At 62.1% G+C, this 17,066-nt stretch carries 16 protein-coding genes; 10 read left to right on the top strand and 6 right to left on the bottom strand.

Annotated elements, in window-relative coordinates:
- Positions 1 to 24: 24 nt before the first annotated feature.
- Positions 25 to 789 (bottom strand): SDR family NAD(P)-dependent oxidoreductase, encoded by a 765-nt coding sequence (locus tag DXK50_RS09980; RefSeq protein WP_212630198.1) that lies wholly within the window; start codon positions 787 to 789, stop codon positions 25 to 27.
- A 209-nt stretch (positions 790 to 998) separates the two neighbouring features.
- Between DXK50_RS09980 and DXK50_RS09975 the strand changes: the two genes are divergently transcribed.
- The 9 genes from DXK50_RS09975 (at position 999) to DXK50_RS09935 (ending at position 10,923) form a co-directional block, all read left to right on the top strand.
- Entirely contained in the window at positions 999 to 1,961 is a 963-nt protein-coding gene (locus tag DXK50_RS09975) for an AraC family transcriptional regulator (RefSeq protein WP_212630197.1), read from the top strand.
- A 258-nt stretch (positions 1,962 to 2,219) separates the two neighbouring features.
- Complete coding sequence (locus tag DXK50_RS09970; protein ID WP_212630196.1) at positions 2,220 to 3,032, top strand: alpha/beta fold hydrolase; 813 nt, start codon at positions 2,220 to 2,222, stop codon at positions 3,030 to 3,032.
- A 671-nt stretch (positions 3,033 to 3,703) separates the two neighbouring features.
- Positions 3,704 to 4,249, top strand: a complete 546-nt coding sequence (locus tag DXK50_RS09965) for a hypothetical protein (RefSeq protein WP_161866429.1) — start codon at positions 3,704 to 3,706, stop codon at positions 4,247 to 4,249.
- A 132-nt stretch (positions 4,250 to 4,381) separates the two neighbouring features.
- Positions 4,382 to 4,567, top strand: coding sequence for a con-10 family general stress protein (locus DXK50_RS09960; RefSeq protein ID WP_161866430.1), 186 nt, complete (start codon positions 4,382 to 4,384; stop codon positions 4,565 to 4,567).
- 215 nt (positions 4,568 to 4,782) lie between these two features.
- Positions 4,783 to 5,157, top strand: coding sequence for an NUDIX hydrolase (locus DXK50_RS09955; RefSeq protein WP_212630195.1), 375 nt, complete (start codon positions 4,783 to 4,785; stop codon positions 5,155 to 5,157).
- A 56-nt stretch (positions 5,158 to 5,213) separates the two neighbouring features.
- Positions 5,214 to 6,197, top strand: a complete 984-nt coding sequence (locus tag DXK50_RS09950) for an SDR family oxidoreductase (protein WP_212630194.1) — start codon at positions 5,214 to 5,216, stop codon at positions 6,195 to 6,197.
- 110 nt (positions 6,198 to 6,307) lie between these two features.
- Positions 6,308 to 7,546 carry a cytochrome P450 gene (locus tag DXK50_RS09945; RefSeq protein WP_212630193.1) on the top strand — a complete coding sequence of 413 codons (1,239 nt, stop codon included), beginning with the start codon at positions 6,308 to 6,310 and terminating at the stop codon, positions 7,544 to 7,546.
- Between the two features lie 160 nt (positions 7,547 to 7,706).
- Positions 7,707 to 8,267, top strand: coding sequence for a type 1 glutamine amidotransferase domain-containing protein (locus DXK50_RS09940; protein ID WP_161866435.1), 561 nt, complete (start codon positions 7,707 to 7,709; stop codon positions 8,265 to 8,267).
- A gap of 604 nt (positions 8,268 to 8,871) precedes the next feature.
- Entirely contained in the window at positions 8,872 to 10,923 is a 2,052-nt protein-coding gene (locus tag DXK50_RS09935) for a TonB-dependent receptor (RefSeq protein WP_212630192.1), read from the top strand.
- 81 nt (positions 10,924 to 11,004) lie between these two features.
- On the opposite strand, the gene DXK50_RS09930 is transcribed toward DXK50_RS09935, so the two are convergent.
- The gene (locus DXK50_RS09930; protein WP_212630191.1) at positions 11,005 to 12,144 is read right to left on the bottom strand and encodes a DUF1624 domain-containing protein; all 1,140 of its coding nucleotides are present in this window, start codon (positions 12,142 to 12,144) and stop codon (positions 11,005 to 11,007) included.
- A gap of 205 nt (positions 12,145 to 12,349) precedes the next feature.
- Here DXK50_RS09930 and DXK50_RS09925 point away from each other — a divergent pair, with 205 nt between their 5' ends.
- Positions 12,350 to 14,086 (top strand): S8/S53 family peptidase, encoded by a 1,737-nt coding sequence (locus DXK50_RS09925; RefSeq protein WP_461818798.1) that lies wholly within the window; start codon positions 12,350 to 12,352, stop codon positions 14,084 to 14,086.
- 12 nt (positions 14,087 to 14,098) lie between these two features.
- Here DXK50_RS09925 and DXK50_RS09920 read toward each other — a convergent pair whose 3' ends face one another.
- From DXK50_RS09920 to DXK50_RS09905, 4 genes are all read right to left on the bottom strand, one after another.
- The gene (locus DXK50_RS09920; RefSeq protein WP_212630190.1) at positions 14,099 to 14,629 is read right to left on the bottom strand and encodes a GNAT family N-acetyltransferase; all 531 of its coding nucleotides are present in this window, start codon (positions 14,627 to 14,629) and stop codon (positions 14,099 to 14,101) included.
- A 66-nt stretch (positions 14,630 to 14,695) separates the two neighbouring features.
- Positions 14,696 to 15,265 carry a DUF1285 domain-containing protein gene (locus tag DXK50_RS09915; RefSeq protein ID WP_212630189.1) on the bottom strand — a complete coding sequence of 190 codons (570 nt, stop codon included), beginning with the start codon at positions 15,263 to 15,265 and terminating at the stop codon, positions 14,696 to 14,698.
- A gap of 104 nt (positions 15,266 to 15,369) precedes the next feature.
- Positions 15,370 to 15,972, bottom strand: coding sequence for a DUF4823 domain-containing protein (locus tag DXK50_RS09910; protein ID WP_212630188.1), 603 nt, complete (start codon positions 15,970 to 15,972; stop codon positions 15,370 to 15,372).
- Between the two features lie 73 nt (positions 15,973 to 16,045).
- Positions 16,046 to 16,939: a radical SAM protein gene (locus tag DXK50_RS09905; RefSeq protein WP_212630187.1), complete on the bottom strand. Its 894-nt coding sequence runs from the start codon at positions 16,937 to 16,939 to the stop codon at positions 16,046 to 16,048.
- Positions 16,940 to 17,066 lie beyond the last annotated feature (127 nt).

Below are 17,066 nucleotides of genomic sequence, written 5' to 3'. Positions count from 1 at the left end.
ACGCAGCGCATCACCCAGGGCTGGTCAGCCAGCCGTCACGGTCATACCGCCATCGACCATGACCACGGCGCCAACCATGAAGCTCGCCCGTTCTGACGCCAGGAAGGCAACCACTTCGGCAATTTCCTGCGGCTGAGCCGCACGACCGATCGGCGCGCTCTCGCCGTGCTGGGCCAGAAACGCCGGACCGTCTTCCACCACATCGTTGAGGATGTTGGTCACAACGTCCCCCGAGCCGACGGCATTGACCCGAATGCCATGCTCGATGGCCTCGAGCGCCAGCGTGCGGGTGAGCTGGGCCAGCGCCCCCTTCGAAGCGGCATAGGCAGCGATCGTGGGAAAGGCGAAGTAAGAGGCATAGGAGGCGATGTTGACGATCGCACCGGCCTTGTTCGGCATCATCACCTTCATCGCCTCGCGGCAATGCAGAAAGGCGGCGGTGGCGTTGACGGCCTGAATGCGCTCCCAATCCTGTCGGGTCATTTCCACCAGCGCCTTGTTGATGATGATGCCCGCATTGTTCACCAGGATATCGAGCCGACCGAAGTGCTCGACCGCCAGCGTCACCGCACGCTCGGCGGCGCCGTCCTCGGTGATGTCCGCCACCAGCGGCACCAGCCCCGGCCGGGCCAGCTGTTCCACGGCAGGATCGATATCTTCGGCGATGACCCTGGCTCCGCGAGCATGCAGCAAAAGCGCGGTAGCCCTGCCGATGCCGCTGGCAGCGCCCGTGATCAGGGCGACTTTGCCCGCGACTTCCTGGGTGGTGATGTTCTTGATGTCAGCCATGGTGATTTCTCCTCATTCGGCGAGCACACAGGGTGCGTTAGAAGACGGTTTCATCCTCTCCCGGTTGGCCATGGCCGGCTTTCGCCGCGTTGCGTGGGCTGTCGCGATCTTGCGCGCAATCCGCATGAGTCCGCTCAGGCATGCACGGCTGGCAGCCCGGCGCCGGTGCGCTAACCTGTCCAGCGCCGCCCTGACATCGGGCCCCATCGATGGACGCGTTACTGGTGAGCCAATCCGAACCTGCCGCCCCCCTTTCCGACGCCCTGCGGATCACGGCCGAGGCCATGTCGGAATACCTGCCGAGCGACGCCCCCGCGGCGCCACAGCCGCATGCCCCGCAGGACGTGGTGCTGCACCTGTTCACCCACCGCAGCATCGCCGAACCGATCCTCGTACCTGCCGTGGCCGAGCCGCTGCTGGTGATGGTGCTGGCGGGATCGGCCATCGTCGAAGAGCGTGCAGCGGGCGGCGAATGGGAAAAGAGCGAGGTACGCATCGGCGACTTCTTTCTGACCAGTACCACGCAGCCCTACGAAATGCGCTGGCAGACCACGGGCGGCGACAGTTTCGAAGTGATGCATCTTTATCTCGCGCCCGCGCTGATCGAGCAGGCGGCACGCGACCTTGGGCTCCGAGCGGCCGGTCCGGTAAATTTCGTCGACGTATCCGGCGGTCGTGACGACTGGGTTCGCCTGCTGCTCGAACAGCTGCGTTCGGAGCTTGTCGACAGCCGTATGCCCAGCCGCCTGCTGGTGCACAGCCTGGCACAAGCCCTGGCGATTCACCTCGTGCGTACCTATCGCGCCGCGCTGCCCACCGGCAGGCGCAGCAATGCCTTGCAAGCCTACAAATTAAGACGCGTCCTCGACTTGATGAACCAGCGCCTGGCGCAAGACTTCTCCCTGGCCACGCTGGCGCAGGCCGCGCAACTGAGCGAGTACCACTTCAGCCGCCTGTTCAAACGCGCTACCGGCTTGTCGCCGTCGCACTATTTCATTGGCCTGCGCATGGCTCGCGCCCGGCAACTGCTGCTGGAAACCGAGCGCAGCGTGATCGACATCGGACTGGAAGTGGGCTACTCGAGCGCCAGCCATTTCTCGCAAGTCTTTCGCCGGGAAGTGGGCGTAACGCCGAGCGCCTACCGCAATCCGGGGATAGGATTAGAGCAGTAAAGGTTCCAGTCCTTTCGGCTTCTCGCAAAGGACGGTCAGCCGGGCTATTTGAATACGCCTGCGCCCGTCAGCAACTGCACGAGGTTTTCCGGCCATACATATAATGCTGGAGATTGTGCGACTGCCGATATTCATAGGCGGGGTTCACCTATCCACTGCATTCAAGCCCCTTACGTCAGCCTATGCGGCAGTTCGTCCCAGCGCAGGTTCAGCGCTGCAGTGATACTAGATCGCAGTACCACCACCTCGGAATAAGAAATGGACTTCACCGATTACGGAGACCCTGCAGGCAAACCGGTTATTTACTTTCACGGGGTGCCGGGCTCGCCGCATGAGAGCTCCTTATTCGACGCGCCAGCGCGGGAACACGGTCTGCGTATCCTCTGTTTCAATCGCTTCGCCATCGACCGCACCATAACCGGCACCGACTACTACCGACATATTGTTCAATCGATCAGCGAAGCAGTACAAGGCGCTCACCTAGACGTCATCGGTTTCTCCCTCGGTACCCATGTTGCGCTGGAGGTCGGCGCGCTTATGCAGGACCAGATTCGCAACCTGCACTTGATATCAGCAGCCGCCCCTCTTGATGCAGGGGATTATCTCGATGAAATGGCCGGCAAGGCCGTGTTCTCACTAGCCAGGCAAAGCCCTTGTTTATTCGGTTGGCTCGCTAGGTGTCAGGCGCTGCTGGCGAAGCGAGCATTCCCCCTTCTGTTTCGTATGCTGTTCGCCAGCGCCAGAGGCCAGGACTGCAAGCGGGTGCAAGACCCGAAATTCAGAGCGCTGCTGTGCCAAGTGCTACAGCAGGCCTTCGCCTCAGGTGCAGCCGGCTATATACGGGACATCCAGCAGTATCTCCAGCCTTGGTCAGCCGACGCTTTCTCCGGCGAGGCGGACATCAGCCTTTGGCACGGCACCGAGGACAACTGGTCGCCTTTCAGCATGTCGGAGGGTTTGGCCGGCCGCCTCCCACTGCCCGTACGCATCGAGCGTATGGACGGACTTTCTCACTACTCATGCCTTTACGCCGCAGCCCCGCTGGTCTGTAAACGACTCGCCAGTGGGTAAAAAATGACCCAAAGCACTAATCGACAGAAACCGTTCCGCCGCGATCAGGCAATCGTCTGGTCGGGCTGTTTCAACGATTGCGGGCAACGTCCGATGCGAGCGCTGCACACTACTCGAGTGAGCCGGGGTCGGAGGAAGGGTCGGTAGGGCCGCCGGGTGAGGAATGTTCGGCAGAGCCATCACGACCACCGTCGTTCTGCATATTGCCATCGCGGGTGTTCACCTTGTGCCCCTCCTCGGTCCGCAACTGGCCATCTTCCCGGTGAACATCCATCTCGTGTTGAGGCGCGGGGGTGCCGCTCGGGCTCGGCGCCGAGCCTCGTCCGGCATCCGGACTTCCTGCAGGAGCCTGGGCCAGAGCAGTGGTAGCGAATAGCAAGGCGGCTGTAGCAATGACGACTGGCATGGATTTCATGGGGGCGTTCTCACTTCGGTTTATGACCCTTGTTTGGGTCACTGGCCCCATGCCCAGGTTCGGCTCGCACGATCAACGGTAGGCAAAGCCGAGGGGGCTAGCCTGCGCAGGTGACTCGACAGATCACCCGCGAGTCAGGCGGCGCAAGCCCTCCCAATAAAAACACTGAATAACTGCAGCCCCCGCAGTCTAACGTCCTATTGCCCGGCTACTTCTCGCTATGCGGCGAAGCCCAACAAACAGTCGAGCCACGTCGATGAAAACCTCACGAATCATTACCTCCGACACACGTGACACGAAGATGGACAAGCAGGCGGAGCTGCTTATTTTCGGCACGCCGAAGGAGCGACTCGATTTCTATCGGCGGGAAATTCAGTATGAAACCAGCCTGCTGGCCGGACGTACCAATTCCTATCTGACCGCGCAGTCGTTTCTGGTGATCGCCTATGCATCGTCCATGGCCAATCTGAACGAAAACTGGGGAGCAGTGTTCACCCTGGTGGTTCCGGCGTTGTTCACGCTGCTGGGCATCATCAGCTCACTGCACGCCTGGCCTGGCATCAGAGCCTCCGCCACGATCATCGAGCACTGGCACTACAAGCAGGAGCAGTTGCTGCGCAGCGACCCGGAATTCGGCCATGCCTATGACGATTCGCCGCTGTTCAGCGAGCAGGAGGCAAGCAGGGAAAGCACCTACAAATCGCTGCTGTTCTTTCTGCGCTCGCCCTGGCTGTTCATCGTGTTCTGGAGCGTGCTCGGCCTGTTCTCCCTCTGGCTGCAACTGCCCTCTGCGAATCTGTGAGCTGGCCCTTCGCCGCTCCACCGTTCGTCAGCTTTTGCCAAGCGCAGCGTGGAAATAGGCTGAACGTTAGCGGCAGCATTTTCCTCCATTGCTTAACGAGGCAATTCCGCCTCTGCAATCGGGAGTACCGAGATGACCACTAGCAAAAGCACTGGTAACAACAATCCGGGTAATTTCGCCAACGATCGTGAAAAAGCCTCCGAGGCTGGCAAGAAGGGCGGTCAGGCAAGTGGCGGCAACTTTGCCAATGATCGCGAAAAGGCTTCCGAGGCCGGCAAGAAAGGCGGTCAGAACAGCCACGGCGGCCGCAACCAATAAGCGTTAACCCGATAGGAGGCCCGGCAAGGGCCTCTTCGGGAGCCAGGCATGCTCGCATATGAACTGATCCGATCATTGCAGCAATGCCGCCAAGGGGGCATGTGAAGGCTCGATAACCGCCTCACCCTAGCAAGTGATCGATCTGCAACGCCATGGCGACCTGAGACGCCTAAGTCGCTCAGGGCCTGTCCTTTCCAGACTGTCGAGAATTATCGATGGGCAAAGCGAGCAAAGTACGCGCTACCGTCATCTGCCGACGTGGCGACAAGTTTCTGTTGGTACGCAAGGCCGAGGCGAAATGGAACCTGCCCGGAGGCAAGATCGAGGCGAACGAGAGCGCCGCGGCAGCTGCGCTACGCGAGCTGGACGAAGAAACGGGGCTCAGCTTCAGCAGCCTCGAATACCTGGCAAGACATGAGTTCGGCGCAGGTGTGCATCATGTCTTTCACCAGTCGGTCGCTGACACACAGACGCCACGGCCGCAGAACGAGATAGCGGATTGCCGCTGGTTCGCATTGGCGGAGCTGCGCGAAATGCCGGTCAAGCGTCCGAGCAAGAAGCTGTTGCGCCGCTATTGCCAAGCTATCTGAGCCCCAGACGGCAACGGTCCCCCGTCAATCTTCCCGACTCATTGCAGGAGAAACCGATGAATTCAGCCCGACTGAATGACGCACTGGTGGTGATCACGGGGGCTTCGAGCGGCATTGGCCGCTGCGCCGCCCACGAGTTCGCCCGGCACGGGGCGCGTCTGGTACTGGCTTCACGCGACCGCGAGGCGCTGGCTTGCGTCGTCGACGAATGTGAACGGCTCGGGGCACACGCCTTGGCTGTACCCACCGACGTCACCCGTAACGAGGCAATGGAGAAGCTGGCCGAGCAAGCCGCGGCGTTTGGCAATGGACGCATCGATATATGGGTGAACAATGCCGGCGTTGGCGCGGTGGGCAGTTTCGAGGCCACTCCATTGGCCGCACATGAGCAGGTGGTTCAGACCGATCTGCTCGGCTACCTGCGCGGCGCCTATGTCGTCATGCCCTATTTCAAGGCCCAGTCCTCGGGTGTACTGATCAACACTTTGTCACTCGGTAGTTGGGTCGCCCAGCCCTACGCGGCAGCCTACTCCGCAGCCAAGTACGGTTTGCGTGGCCTCACCGAGGCGCTGCGGGGCGAGTTGGCAAGCTGGCCGGACATTCATGTCTGCGACCTCTACCCGGCGGTGATGGACACGCCCGGCTTCCGTGACGGCGGCAACTTCACCGGCCATGAGCTGAGCCCGCCCCCGCCCCGTTACGATCCACCTCGCGTAGCCGAAGCCATGGTCAAGATGGCACTGAACCCACGGCCCAGCAGAACCGTCGGCAGTACGGCGACCCTGCTGCGCCTCGGCCACTTCTTGGTGCCAGGGTTCGCGCAGATCTCAGCGCTGCTGGTGGGGCGTGCCATCAGGCGCGGGCAGCCCGCGCAGCGCTCTACCGGCAATCTGTTCCAACCGCCGTCAGGAGAGCGACGGATCGAAGGTGGCTGGCGCACCCAGGCGGGCAATCTAAAGGGTGCCGGCGTGCTGGTGGGTACGGCAGCTATTCTGCTGGTCGGCTGGGGCTTGCTACGTCTGCGCAACGGCCCGCACTAACCGACCCGAGATGTTCTGCACCAGCGGTAGCTGGCATATCGTGCGGGCTTCCCCCTCACGCTTGTACCCTACACGCCATCAGGATCGTACCTGTGATGAGGGCCGATAGCTTGAAAATCCCACGCGATCCACGCCCAGAGAGCACCATTGCGCTGCTACGCGAGGGCTACGAGTTCATCGGCAACGGTGTCCAGAAGCTACGTAGTCCAATCTTCGAGAGTCGGATCCTGCTGCAACGCACCTACTGCCTACAGGGGCACGACGCCGCCGCGATGTTCTATGAAAGCCCGCATCTCAGCCGGGTCAATGCCGCACCGCGAATGCTTATTCGAACACTGTTCGGCAGTCAGGCAATTCAGGGTCTGGATGGTCCATCCCACAAACGGCGCAAAGCGCTATTTCTCGATCTGCTCAGTGGCGAACCGGCCGCCAAGCTGACGCACAGAGTTGAAGCAGAACTTGATGCGGCTCTGCCACGCTGGAAGGTGGCAGGAACCGTCGATTTTCTCGACGAGATACAAACGGTACTGTTCCGCTCCGCCATGTCCTGGGCAGGGCTGCCGGAAGATATCTCGCAGACGCGACAACGCCATTTCGTAGAACTGATCGAGGGCGCCGGCAGTATCGGCCTGGACCATTTGCGCGGGCGCTGGGCACGCCGGGAGACCGAACGCTGGGGAGCCAAGCGAATCCTTCAACAGCGCCATAGCTCAGGGGCGATGCCAGCCGGCAGCCCCGCAGATCAGATCGCGCACTATCGGGACCTGGACGACCAACCGTTGGCGCCAAGAGTGGCAGCGGTTGAATTACTCAACCTCCTGCGCCCTATCGTGGCCATCAGCTACTTTTTGCTCTACGCCATGGTAGAGCTCACGCGTCGACCCATCTGGCAGGAGCGGCTGCGATGCGATGACGTCTGGCTACTGCCTTTCATCCAGGAAGTACGGCGCTTGTACGCCTTTTTTCCTTTCGTCGCTGCGCGAGTGATTTGCCCCTTCGAATGGCGCGGCATGCGCCTGGAACGAGGCGCGAGGGTATTGCTCGATTTATATGGCAGCAACCGCGAGCGCGATTCCTGGAATGATCCCAATGTATTCGCCCCGGAACGCTTCCTGTCTCGGCAACCAGACCCTTACACGATGATCCCCCAGGGCGGCGGATCTCATGGCACAGGGCATCGCTGCCCGGGAGAATGGGTCACGCTTGACATCATGCAGGCCTGCCTGCGCAAGCTCTGCCGAAACATTCACTATCAGGCGCCTCTGCTGGAGGGTATGCCGGCACGCAATAGTTTTCCGCTACGCTTCGATCATCGCTTCGTGCTTAGCCGGATCGAAACGCGCGACTGAGGCCACGTTGTCGAAATCGAGGCTGGCCATCAGCGCCCCATCAACGACGAGTAATCAATTCGAACTTCTGCGTCTCGAACCTTTCAATCCTGATACATGCCGCGTTCACCTACGCGGCCACTCATCGCGTCCGTGCGGCGCATCAGCGGAGGTATCGATCATGAGTTCGAATCTGCAAGGCAAAAAGGTGCTGTTTATCACCGCCAACAGTGGCATCGAGCGCGACGAGTTGCTCAAGCCGATGCAGGCCCTGAAGGATCAGGGAGCGAGCGTCACCCATGCCAGCGTCAAGGGTGGCGAGGCCGAAACCTGGCTCAAGGACAGCGAGAAAGACGTTACCGTGCAGTCGGACTCGCAGATCAAGGGGCAGAGCGCAGAGAATTACGACTTGCTGGTGATCCCCGGCGGCACGGTGAATGCCGACAACCTGCGCCAGGACGAGGATGCCCAGCGCCTGGTTCAGGAGTTCAAGGCTGCCGGCAAGACGGTCGCGGCGATCTGCCACGGGCCCTGGCTGCTGATCGATGCCGGCGTGGTGCCGGGTAAGGTGATGACCTCCTATTCCAGCGTGCGCCTGGACCTGGCCAACGCCGGCGCCAGCTGGGTAGACGCCGAAGTGCAGGTGTGCCCGGGGCAGAACTGGACGCTGATCACCTCACGCAACCCGGACGACATTCCTGCGTTCAACGATGCGATCAGCCAGGCGTTGCGGGCGGCTTGATCGAGTCGGCCATCAAAAGTGCTCAAGGCGATTTCGCCCGCCGCGCCTGACGCAGCACTGGGCGATGTCGCTGCGCGACAAGGCAGTTTCGACGCTAGCATCGAGCGTTGAGATGCCAACGCTGGCGGCCAGGCAGATCGGTTCTCCTGGCTGCTGGCTTGATTGACGGGCCAGTTGGCTCTGAAAGCGCGCGGCGTCGTGCCTGGCCAGTTCCAGGCTCGCCTGACTGAACACCGCTGCATAATCCCCGTCCACCAGGCGTACGGTTGTCAGCCCTGCGCATCCATCTACTGGTAATTCAGAAATTTCGCCCGACGCTCATGACGGACTGGCTCCGGTATGCCGTTCAGGTGAATGTCGGTGGCGTTGCAGCGCCACCAGGTGACCAAGGCGTCTAGCCTGAGTATCCGCGGGTGCCGGCCACGGGGCTTTAAGGCTGGCCGTCCGCCACAAAATCATTATGATATAACATATTTATCACCACATAATTGGCAACGCTCCGGCACAACCGGACAGCTCGCTGCGGCCTGGAGATTCGCCAGCCCGCGCTGCAGGCCAACGCAACAACCTCCCGACACTTAGAAAAGCAATGCTAGGAATACCCATGAAAGCCACTTCGGCCTCCCTCGCCGTCATGACCGCACTGGTCACGCCTCAGATCCATGCAGCCTCCTCCGGCAATTCCACCGTCTCGCTCGGCTCGGTCTACGTCACCCCAGACGCCACCGGCACGCTGCGCACCGACAATATCCTGACCTCGGTCGACATCATGGGCAGCGACAAGATCGAGGACAAAACCGTGATGAACAGCTGGGAGCTGGTGGGCCAGATGCCCGGCATCCAGCTGACCGAAACGCGCATGGGCGCCGAATCGGGCAAGGTGACCTTCCGCGCCTTCAACGGCGAGGGCTACATCAACGGCATCAAGACCCTGATCGACGGCGTGCCGAGCAACGTCAACAGCGGCAACCAGCGCTTCATCGACATGGTCTTCCCGCTGGACATCGACTACATCGAGGTGGTGCGCGGCACCAACGATCCGCGCTACGGCCTGCACAACATTGGCGGCAACATCAACTTCGTCACCCGTCAGGGCGGCAACTACACCGATGGCCGCCTGACCTACGGCAGCTTCAACACCCGCGAATTCCAGCTGGCGGTCGGCCATGAAGAAGGCAACTTCGCGCAGAACTATTTCCTGGCCAAGCAGGACTCCGACGGCTTCCGCGACCATAGCGACTCCAACAAATACTCACTGGGCGGCAAGTGGTTCGTCACCGATGACGAGCAGACCATGAAGCTCGGTGTCGTCGCCCGCCTCTATCATCACGAAGCCGAGGAACCGGGCTTTCTCACCGCCCGGCAGCTGGCCGCCAGCCGCACGCAGTCGCCAGCGAAGAACGCCAACGACGGCGACGACCGCGACATGAAGCACTTCAGCGGGCATGCCGATTTCCAGCTCAGCGACGACCTGAGCCTGAGCAACAAGCTGTACTACAACAGCTACGACGATGACCGCACCGTGACCTTCACCGACTACCCGGTCGGCAACGCCCCACGCCAGCGCCGCCAGTGGCAGGAACGCAAGACCGGCGTGCTGAGCAACCTGACCTGGCGCGCCCACGAGATGCTCACCCTCGATGGTGGCGTCAACTACGAGCAGCAGAACAACGAGTACCGCCGCTATCGCTACAACTTCGGCATCCCCACCGACTTCGACGCGCCGCCGGCACGTACGCAGAACGATGACAGCTACACGCTGTACAACACCGGTGCCTACGCTCAGGCGATCATCCAGCCCATCGAAAAACTGAAGATCATCCCGGCCTACCGGGTGGACAAGTTTTCCGGCAACACCGAGTTGATGAGCGGTGAGAAAGCCAAGCTGCAGGACTACGGCTGGATCGAGCAACCCAAGCTCAGCGTGGTGTACAGCATCACCCCGGATACGAACGTATATGCCAACTGGGGCCGTACCTTCCAGATTCTCACGGGTTCGGAGGGCCCGGCTTACATGACCGCCGGCCAGGCTGCGTACAAGCCCTCGATCAACACCGGCAAGGAAGTGGGCGTGAAGTTCAAGCCCTTCGCCGGCTCCGAGGCGCGGATCGCCGTATGGCAGCAGGACGCCACCGACGAGGTTTCCAACATGCCCGCGACCGGTACCACGGTCGGCCTCGGCGAAACCCGCCGCCGCGGTGTCGACATGCAGATCACCGCGCAACTCAACCAGCAGTGGACGGTATGGGGCTCGCACGCCATCCAGCAAGCCAAGGTACGCAGCGCCTTCACCGACGGCGGTCGCTCCCTGGCAGGTAACGAAGTGATCTCCACCCCGCGCTACATCAGCAATGCCGGTGTCGATTACCAGTTCAACGACGCCTGGCGCTTCGGCCTGCAAGCCCGCGCCCAGGGCGACTACTACATCGACACGCTCAACGAACAGGGCAAGTACGGCGGCTTCGCGGTGCTCGATGCCAACGTGCGCTATCAGGTCTCCGCGACCACCAGCCTCGACCTGCAGCTGAAGAACCTGACCGATCGCGAGTATGAGTACGTGTGGTTCGACAACTTCTTCTGGGGCGGTGACGACCAGCCGATGTTCTCCCCGGCGCCGGGTCGCTCGGCCTATCTGTCGGTGAACATGAAACTGTAAGCCCAACACGCCGCGCCGCAGGTGCGCCAGAAGCTCGAATGAAAAGGCCAGGGAACAACCCTGGCCTTTTCTATTTGCTGATCAGAAGTACTTCAGCCAGCGAATGTCGCGACGCTGCGCCTTGAGCCTCGCGAACCATTGCGTTGGCGGGAACAGCAACACGGCCAGCACCACTGTCGCGGCCCAGACCCAGACCATCGAGGCGAAGCCGAAATAATGCCCCTGGTTTGCGCCCCAGATGGCGAACGCGGCGATGTAGAGCAGCTTCAGCACATACAGGTGCAGCAGATAGAAGAACATCGGCGCACTGCCGAACACCGCCAGCGTACGCACCATGCGCCCTTCATTGCGGCGCTCGAAAACAGCCAGCAGTAGCAGGCCGACGCCCAGCGTCAGCGCCAGGAACAGCAGCGACGGCGGGTACTTGGTGATGTTGAGCAGGCTCATCAGCGTCTGCAACCCGCTCTCCCCGACCGTCCAGGGTTTCTCGCCATAGCCGTTGACCAGGCGCAGCACCACGAACGACGCCAGCGCGCCGAACCCAGACAACTGCAGCCAGTGCAGACGCTGCCGCGGGTCGCGCGAGCTGCGGAACCAGGGACCGATCACATAGCCCAGGGCAATCACACCGATCCACGGCAACACGGGGTAAGAGGTACGCAGACGCAGCGACTCGGAAAACTCGAGCCAGCCACGGTCATGCAGGATCGCCCAGGGAATGTGCATGGCCGACTGGACACCGAAGTGCAGCCCGTCGAGCAGGTTGTGCCCGGCCACCAGCATCAGGCCCAGCACGGCCAGCAACGCGCGCGGCAGCCATAGCAGCAGGGACAGCGCCAGCATGCTCAGGCCGATGGCCCAGATCACCTGCAGGTAGATCACCGTGGGCGGGAACTGGAAGGTCCAGGCGAAGTTGACCAGGGTGAATTCCAGCACCACCAGGAAAAGCCCGCGCTTGAACAGAAAGGCGCTGGTCGCCGTGCGGCTCATCTGCTTTTCCCCGTAGAGAAAGGCCGAAAGCCCGGTGAGCAGGATGAACACCGGCGCGCACAGATGCGCCAGGGTCCGGCTGAAGAACAACGCCGGTTCCGTGACAGCCACATCCATGGGGTCGCCAACCTGCTGATGCAGGTAGAAGGTTTCGCGAACGTGATCGAGCAGCATGAAGAGGATGACCAAGCCGCGCAGGGCATCGATCGAAAGCAGACGATTGGAGGGCATGTAAGACTTCGAGCAGGACGTGATTGAAACGTAATACTATAACCAAAATCAGGCGCAACGGCGCCACTGCCACAAGGATTCACAGCGACCGAGCGCACGCACCCAAGCTGAACGAAGGCGGCCGAAAAAAGTCGGAAAAGCTGAACATCCGCCACGGAGGCCCCGCCCCATGCTGCCCAACCGCGTTCTTCTGTCCGCTCTCGTCATGGCTGTGCTCAGCCCGCTTGCCGATGCGCAGGAAGCTTTGCGCATCCAGAGCCTGCAACGCTGTGGCGATCTGCTTGCCAGTGAACAGCAGCAATGGTGCATGCAGGTGCGTGGCCTTGGCCAGACGTTGCCCAAGCTGCACCTCGGCGACGACACCCTGCCCACCTCGGCGGTGCAACGCAGCGGCGACACCCTGCGCCTGCGGCTCAACAGCAACGAACACCGCAGCGCGCCACTGTGGCTGGCAGACGGCGCCCGCGCGAGCAACCCGGTATGGCTGTCACTGCATCGCAGCCATGTGCTCGCCGCCGGCCCCGATGAAGTGGCGAAGAACATGGACGGCCTGACCACCTACGTCGATCTGGTCAGCCTGCTGATCGAGGAAAGCCACGACGGCCTGGAAGAGGCCAAGCGTCTGGCGAAGAAATACGACGCCAAGGTGGTCGGCGCCATCCCGCCGCTAAACGTCTACCAGCTGCGCCTGCCAGTGAAAGATCTTACCGAGCGCGATGCGCTGGTACTGCGTATCGGCAACGAAACCAGCGTCGATGCCGTGGTCGTGGAGGAAAGCGCCCCCGAACGCGGCGAGGAGAGCGAAGCCGCGCGCAAGCCGGCACGCAAACCGGAAAAGAACTCCGAGGAATGGGCCGCCAACCGTTTCATGGATGCGGTGAACTACTACCAGCGGCGCATTCCCGCAGGCGACTCGCCCATCGAGGCCGAGCGCATCCGCGTGGGCGTGATCGAACGTAACGTCGACTTCGACGCGCCTGATTTTGCCGACTACCTGGGCGCCTGCCCGGACGGCAAGTCGCGCACCTGCGTCTACGCGCGCGACGCCGACGAGCCGGACAACCATGGCAGCACCGTCGCCGGCATTCTCGCCGCGCACTGGGAAAAGGGCGGCAACACCGGTTTCCTGCGCGGGATGGACAAGGCCAGCAACGGCTTCGACGTCATAGTCGAGCGCAACTCGGATGCGGGCATCACGGCCAATATCGCCGCGTCGGTCAATCTGGTGGAAGACGGCGTACGCGTCCTCAACTGGAGCTGGGGCATCCACCGCGTCGGCACGCGCAACGTCGAAGGCGACGAGATCGATTCGCTGGTGCGCTCGGGCATCGCTATGAGTGGCTATGAGGAGTTGCTGGAGGAATTCTTCCTCTGGCTGCGCAAGGAACACCCGGACGTGATGGTGATCAACTCAGCCGGCAATGGCTCCTCCTACTCCGGCAGAGACGAGTACCGCCTGCCCTCCTCCTTCATCACCGAACAGCTGCTGGTGGTCGGCGGGCACCAGCGCAGCAAGAAGGACGAGGTTGAAATAGACGACCCGGGCTACGTGGTCAAACGCAACTCGTCGAACGTCGACATGCGCGTCGACATCACCGCGGCCGCCTGTGCTCAGGCTTCGACCAGCGAAGTTGACGCCACTGGCGACGTGCATTGCGGCACTTCCTACGCCACCCCACTGGTGACCGGCGTGGTCGCCGCCATGCTGTCGATCAACCCGGACCTGCAACCGGAGCAGGTGCGCATGCTGCTGAGGCGCAGCGCCATGACCATCGGCGGCGAATACGATTTCGAGCCGATGGACGCCGAGGACCTGACCGCACCCATCCTGCCGTCCGAGCGCAACTATGAACTGAGCGACAAGGACGTAGGCCGCTCCGCACGGCTGGATATGCAGAAGGCGCTGGACCTGGCAGTGCAGAGTCGCGACCGGGTACGCTGACGCACCCTACGATCACTCGCCGCAAACGCGCTCGTACAACTCCACCGGCTCGACCTTGCCCTGGCTGCCGCACGTGCTATGACCCAGCCCGAGATGGCGAAATCCGGCCTTGAACAGTACACGCCCGGACTGCGGATTGCGCGCCAGATGGCTGGCATGCAAGCGGCGCAGACGCAGCTGACGGAAGGCGAAATCCACCAGTGCATTGCAGGCCTCGCTGGCATAGCCACGGCTCCAGTACGGCACGCCGAGCCAGTAACCCACCTCGGCCTCGCCGCGGCCGATATCCTTCAGCGCAATGCTGCCGACCAGCTGGCCGCTGCCCGACTCGGTGATGATGAAGTTGGCCGCCGCGCCGCTGGCCCACTCCTGCGCGCAGCGTTCGATCCACCGCTGCGCCAGCTCGGGCGGATAGGGATGGGGAATGCTGCGGGTGACATCGGCAATACGAAAATCACCGGCCAGGCGCTGCACCTCGTCGGCATCCTGCGGCTGCGGCGGTCGCAGTGTCAGGCGTTCGGTTTCGATGCGCTGCTCATCCATTTGCGTCTCCCTTCATACCAGTGGTGTGCCCGCGCGCACCGTCGCAGTCGCTCAAGCCAATCACTCTCAGGCCGGAGATGGCCCTATGGGATAGAACCGCCCGCTGCTCCACACGCCCAACCAGGGCTCTCCGTCGATTTCGCGCTCCACCGCCAGTTCTACCAACTGATAGAACACATTGCGGTGAATCAGCGCTTCGAGGTTACGCCGCACCAGAATGTAGGGCGAGGGTTCGAGTGTCGCAGGATCGATCTGTACACGGATCGGGTGTTCGACGCCGGCCACCACCTCATCCTCGACATTGGTGGTAAAGCGCAGCACCTGCGCCTCGCCCTCGCCTTCCACTTGCAGGGTCACGGCCACGAAGGGCGCATCCTCGACCTGAATGCCGACCTTCTCCACCGGCGTGATCAGGAAGTAGTCGTCGCCGTCACGGCGGATGATGGTGGAAAACAGCCGCACCATGGGTTTGCGGCCAATGGGCGTCCCCTGGTAATACCAGGTGCCGTCACGGGCGATACGCATGTCGATATCGCCACAGAAATCCGGGTTCCACAGGTGAACGGGTGGCAGGCCCTTGCCTTCGCCCTCGGGGATCTGCGCCAGCAGGTCGCCAGCCTTGCCTGGATCGCTCATGCTCTCTCCTCGTTCAGATTGCCGCGAACCGAAGAGGATACACCGTGCCACCTGTGGCGGCTAAAGCCCCTCCCACAAGTCCGGCGCCCCGATTGCCCCTATCCTTAGCGCCCAACGCCCATCAGGCTGCGTGCATAGTCATGCAGCGGCGGGCCGATCAGGTCCTGGGGTTTGGCATCGTAAAACGTCAGGAATCCGCCACGGCTACGAATCCGCGCCGTATCCACCAGATATCGGGTATTGGTTTCGATCAGCATCAACTGGATCGAAGCACGGTCGGTACCGAGCCGGTCCACCACTTCCTGATCTTCCCATTCTTCCAGAGTGCCGATGCGGTCATCGCTGTAGGCGAAGCGCGCATACAACAGATAGTGCGCGCCAGCGCTACGCGCCTCGGCCATGGCCTCATCCAGGCCTGCAGGCTGACTGGCACGGCGCACCAACGGGAAGTATTCGACGAAGCCCTTGAAGGCTTCCTCGGCCACCACGTTGGGCCGCGGGTAACCGTGGCCCGGCGGTACGAAATGGCCCTGGGCGATATAGATGAACGAATCCTGCTGCAGGCGCCGCGAAGCCATGCGCTCGGTGCGGCCATGATCGAGAAAACCGGCATCGCGCAGGTGGTACTCGGCGCCACTGGCCAGATCGCTGACCTTCATGCAGCCAGCCAGCCCCAGCAAGGCCACCAGTAGAAGCAGGTTACGCATGAATGAATCCTCCTCGTGCCGGTGACGGAAAACCGGCGAATGAGGCATAGATGCAGATTTTGCGCCAGCCTTGTTAAAGCCCGCGCTGCCACTCCTGACGCAGGTTCGCCTGCTGCGGTCGCTCGATGGCGCTGCGCACCTGGGCCAGAAGACGTTCCTTGTCGCGCCCCAGGTTGCCCTTGAGCACCAGATAATTGGAGGCGTGATCGCTGCGAAACACCGTCTGTTGCAGCTCCAGCCCCTGCAGCAACCGCTCGACTTCGGCGAACAGCTGCAACTGCGTCAGCGGCTGGTAATCGGCGAACTGCTGGCGAAAGCGCGCCTCGCCCATGGGGAAACTGACCACCAGGGTGGACAGGTACTCGGGTTGAGCTTCGTTCATCAGGCGCGCAGAATTGTCGGCGTGCTGATCGCTGAGCGCCTGGCCGCCCAGCCCGTTGAGAATCATCACCGAGCGGATGATGCCGGCCTGGCCGAGCTTGTCCAGAGCGCTGAGGCTGGAGTCGAAGGTTTCCCCTTTGTTGACCCGTGCCAGCACCTCGTCATCACCGGACTCGCAACCGACATAGGCCATCTTCAACCCGGCATCGGCCAGTTCCCTGAGCTCTTCCACCGACTTCTTACGCAGATTGCGCGGCAGGCAATAGCTGGAGACCCTGCGGACCTCGGGCATGTAGTCACGTATGGCTTGCAGTATGGCCAGCAGACGCCGGGTCGGCAGCACCAGCGCATCGCCGTCGGCAAGAAATACGCGGCTGACGATCAGTTGCTCGCCGGCGCGACGAATCTCCTCCAGCACCTGCGCCTCGTCACGGGCGCGAAATTTCTTCTGCGGTGCGGTGTACATCTCGCAGAAGGTGCACTGGTTCCAGGAGCAGCCATTGGTGACCGGCAAAATCAACGACTGGGCTTCGCTCGGCGGACGGAACACCGGCTCGATGTAGGCGATGGGAAAGGTGGCGGACATGCGGGAGGGCACTCGGTTGGTTGACGCCCCGGCAGTGTATCCGGGTCGGACGTGACTGCCGAGCCACGCGGACTATCGCAGCAGGCGAACATCGCCCCAGCCGTCTTGCCGCCAGCGTTGTGCATGG

Origin of the sequence: Pseudomonas sp. KB-10 (assembly GCF_018221585.1) — a bacterium.
In the GTDB taxonomy this organism is placed as follows: domain Bacteria; phylum Pseudomonadota; class Gammaproteobacteria; order Pseudomonadales; family Pseudomonadaceae; genus Aquipseudomonas; species Aquipseudomonas yangonensis.
Note: the sequence above shows the minus strand (reverse complement) of the source record. Positions and strands in the feature narration are given on the sequence as shown.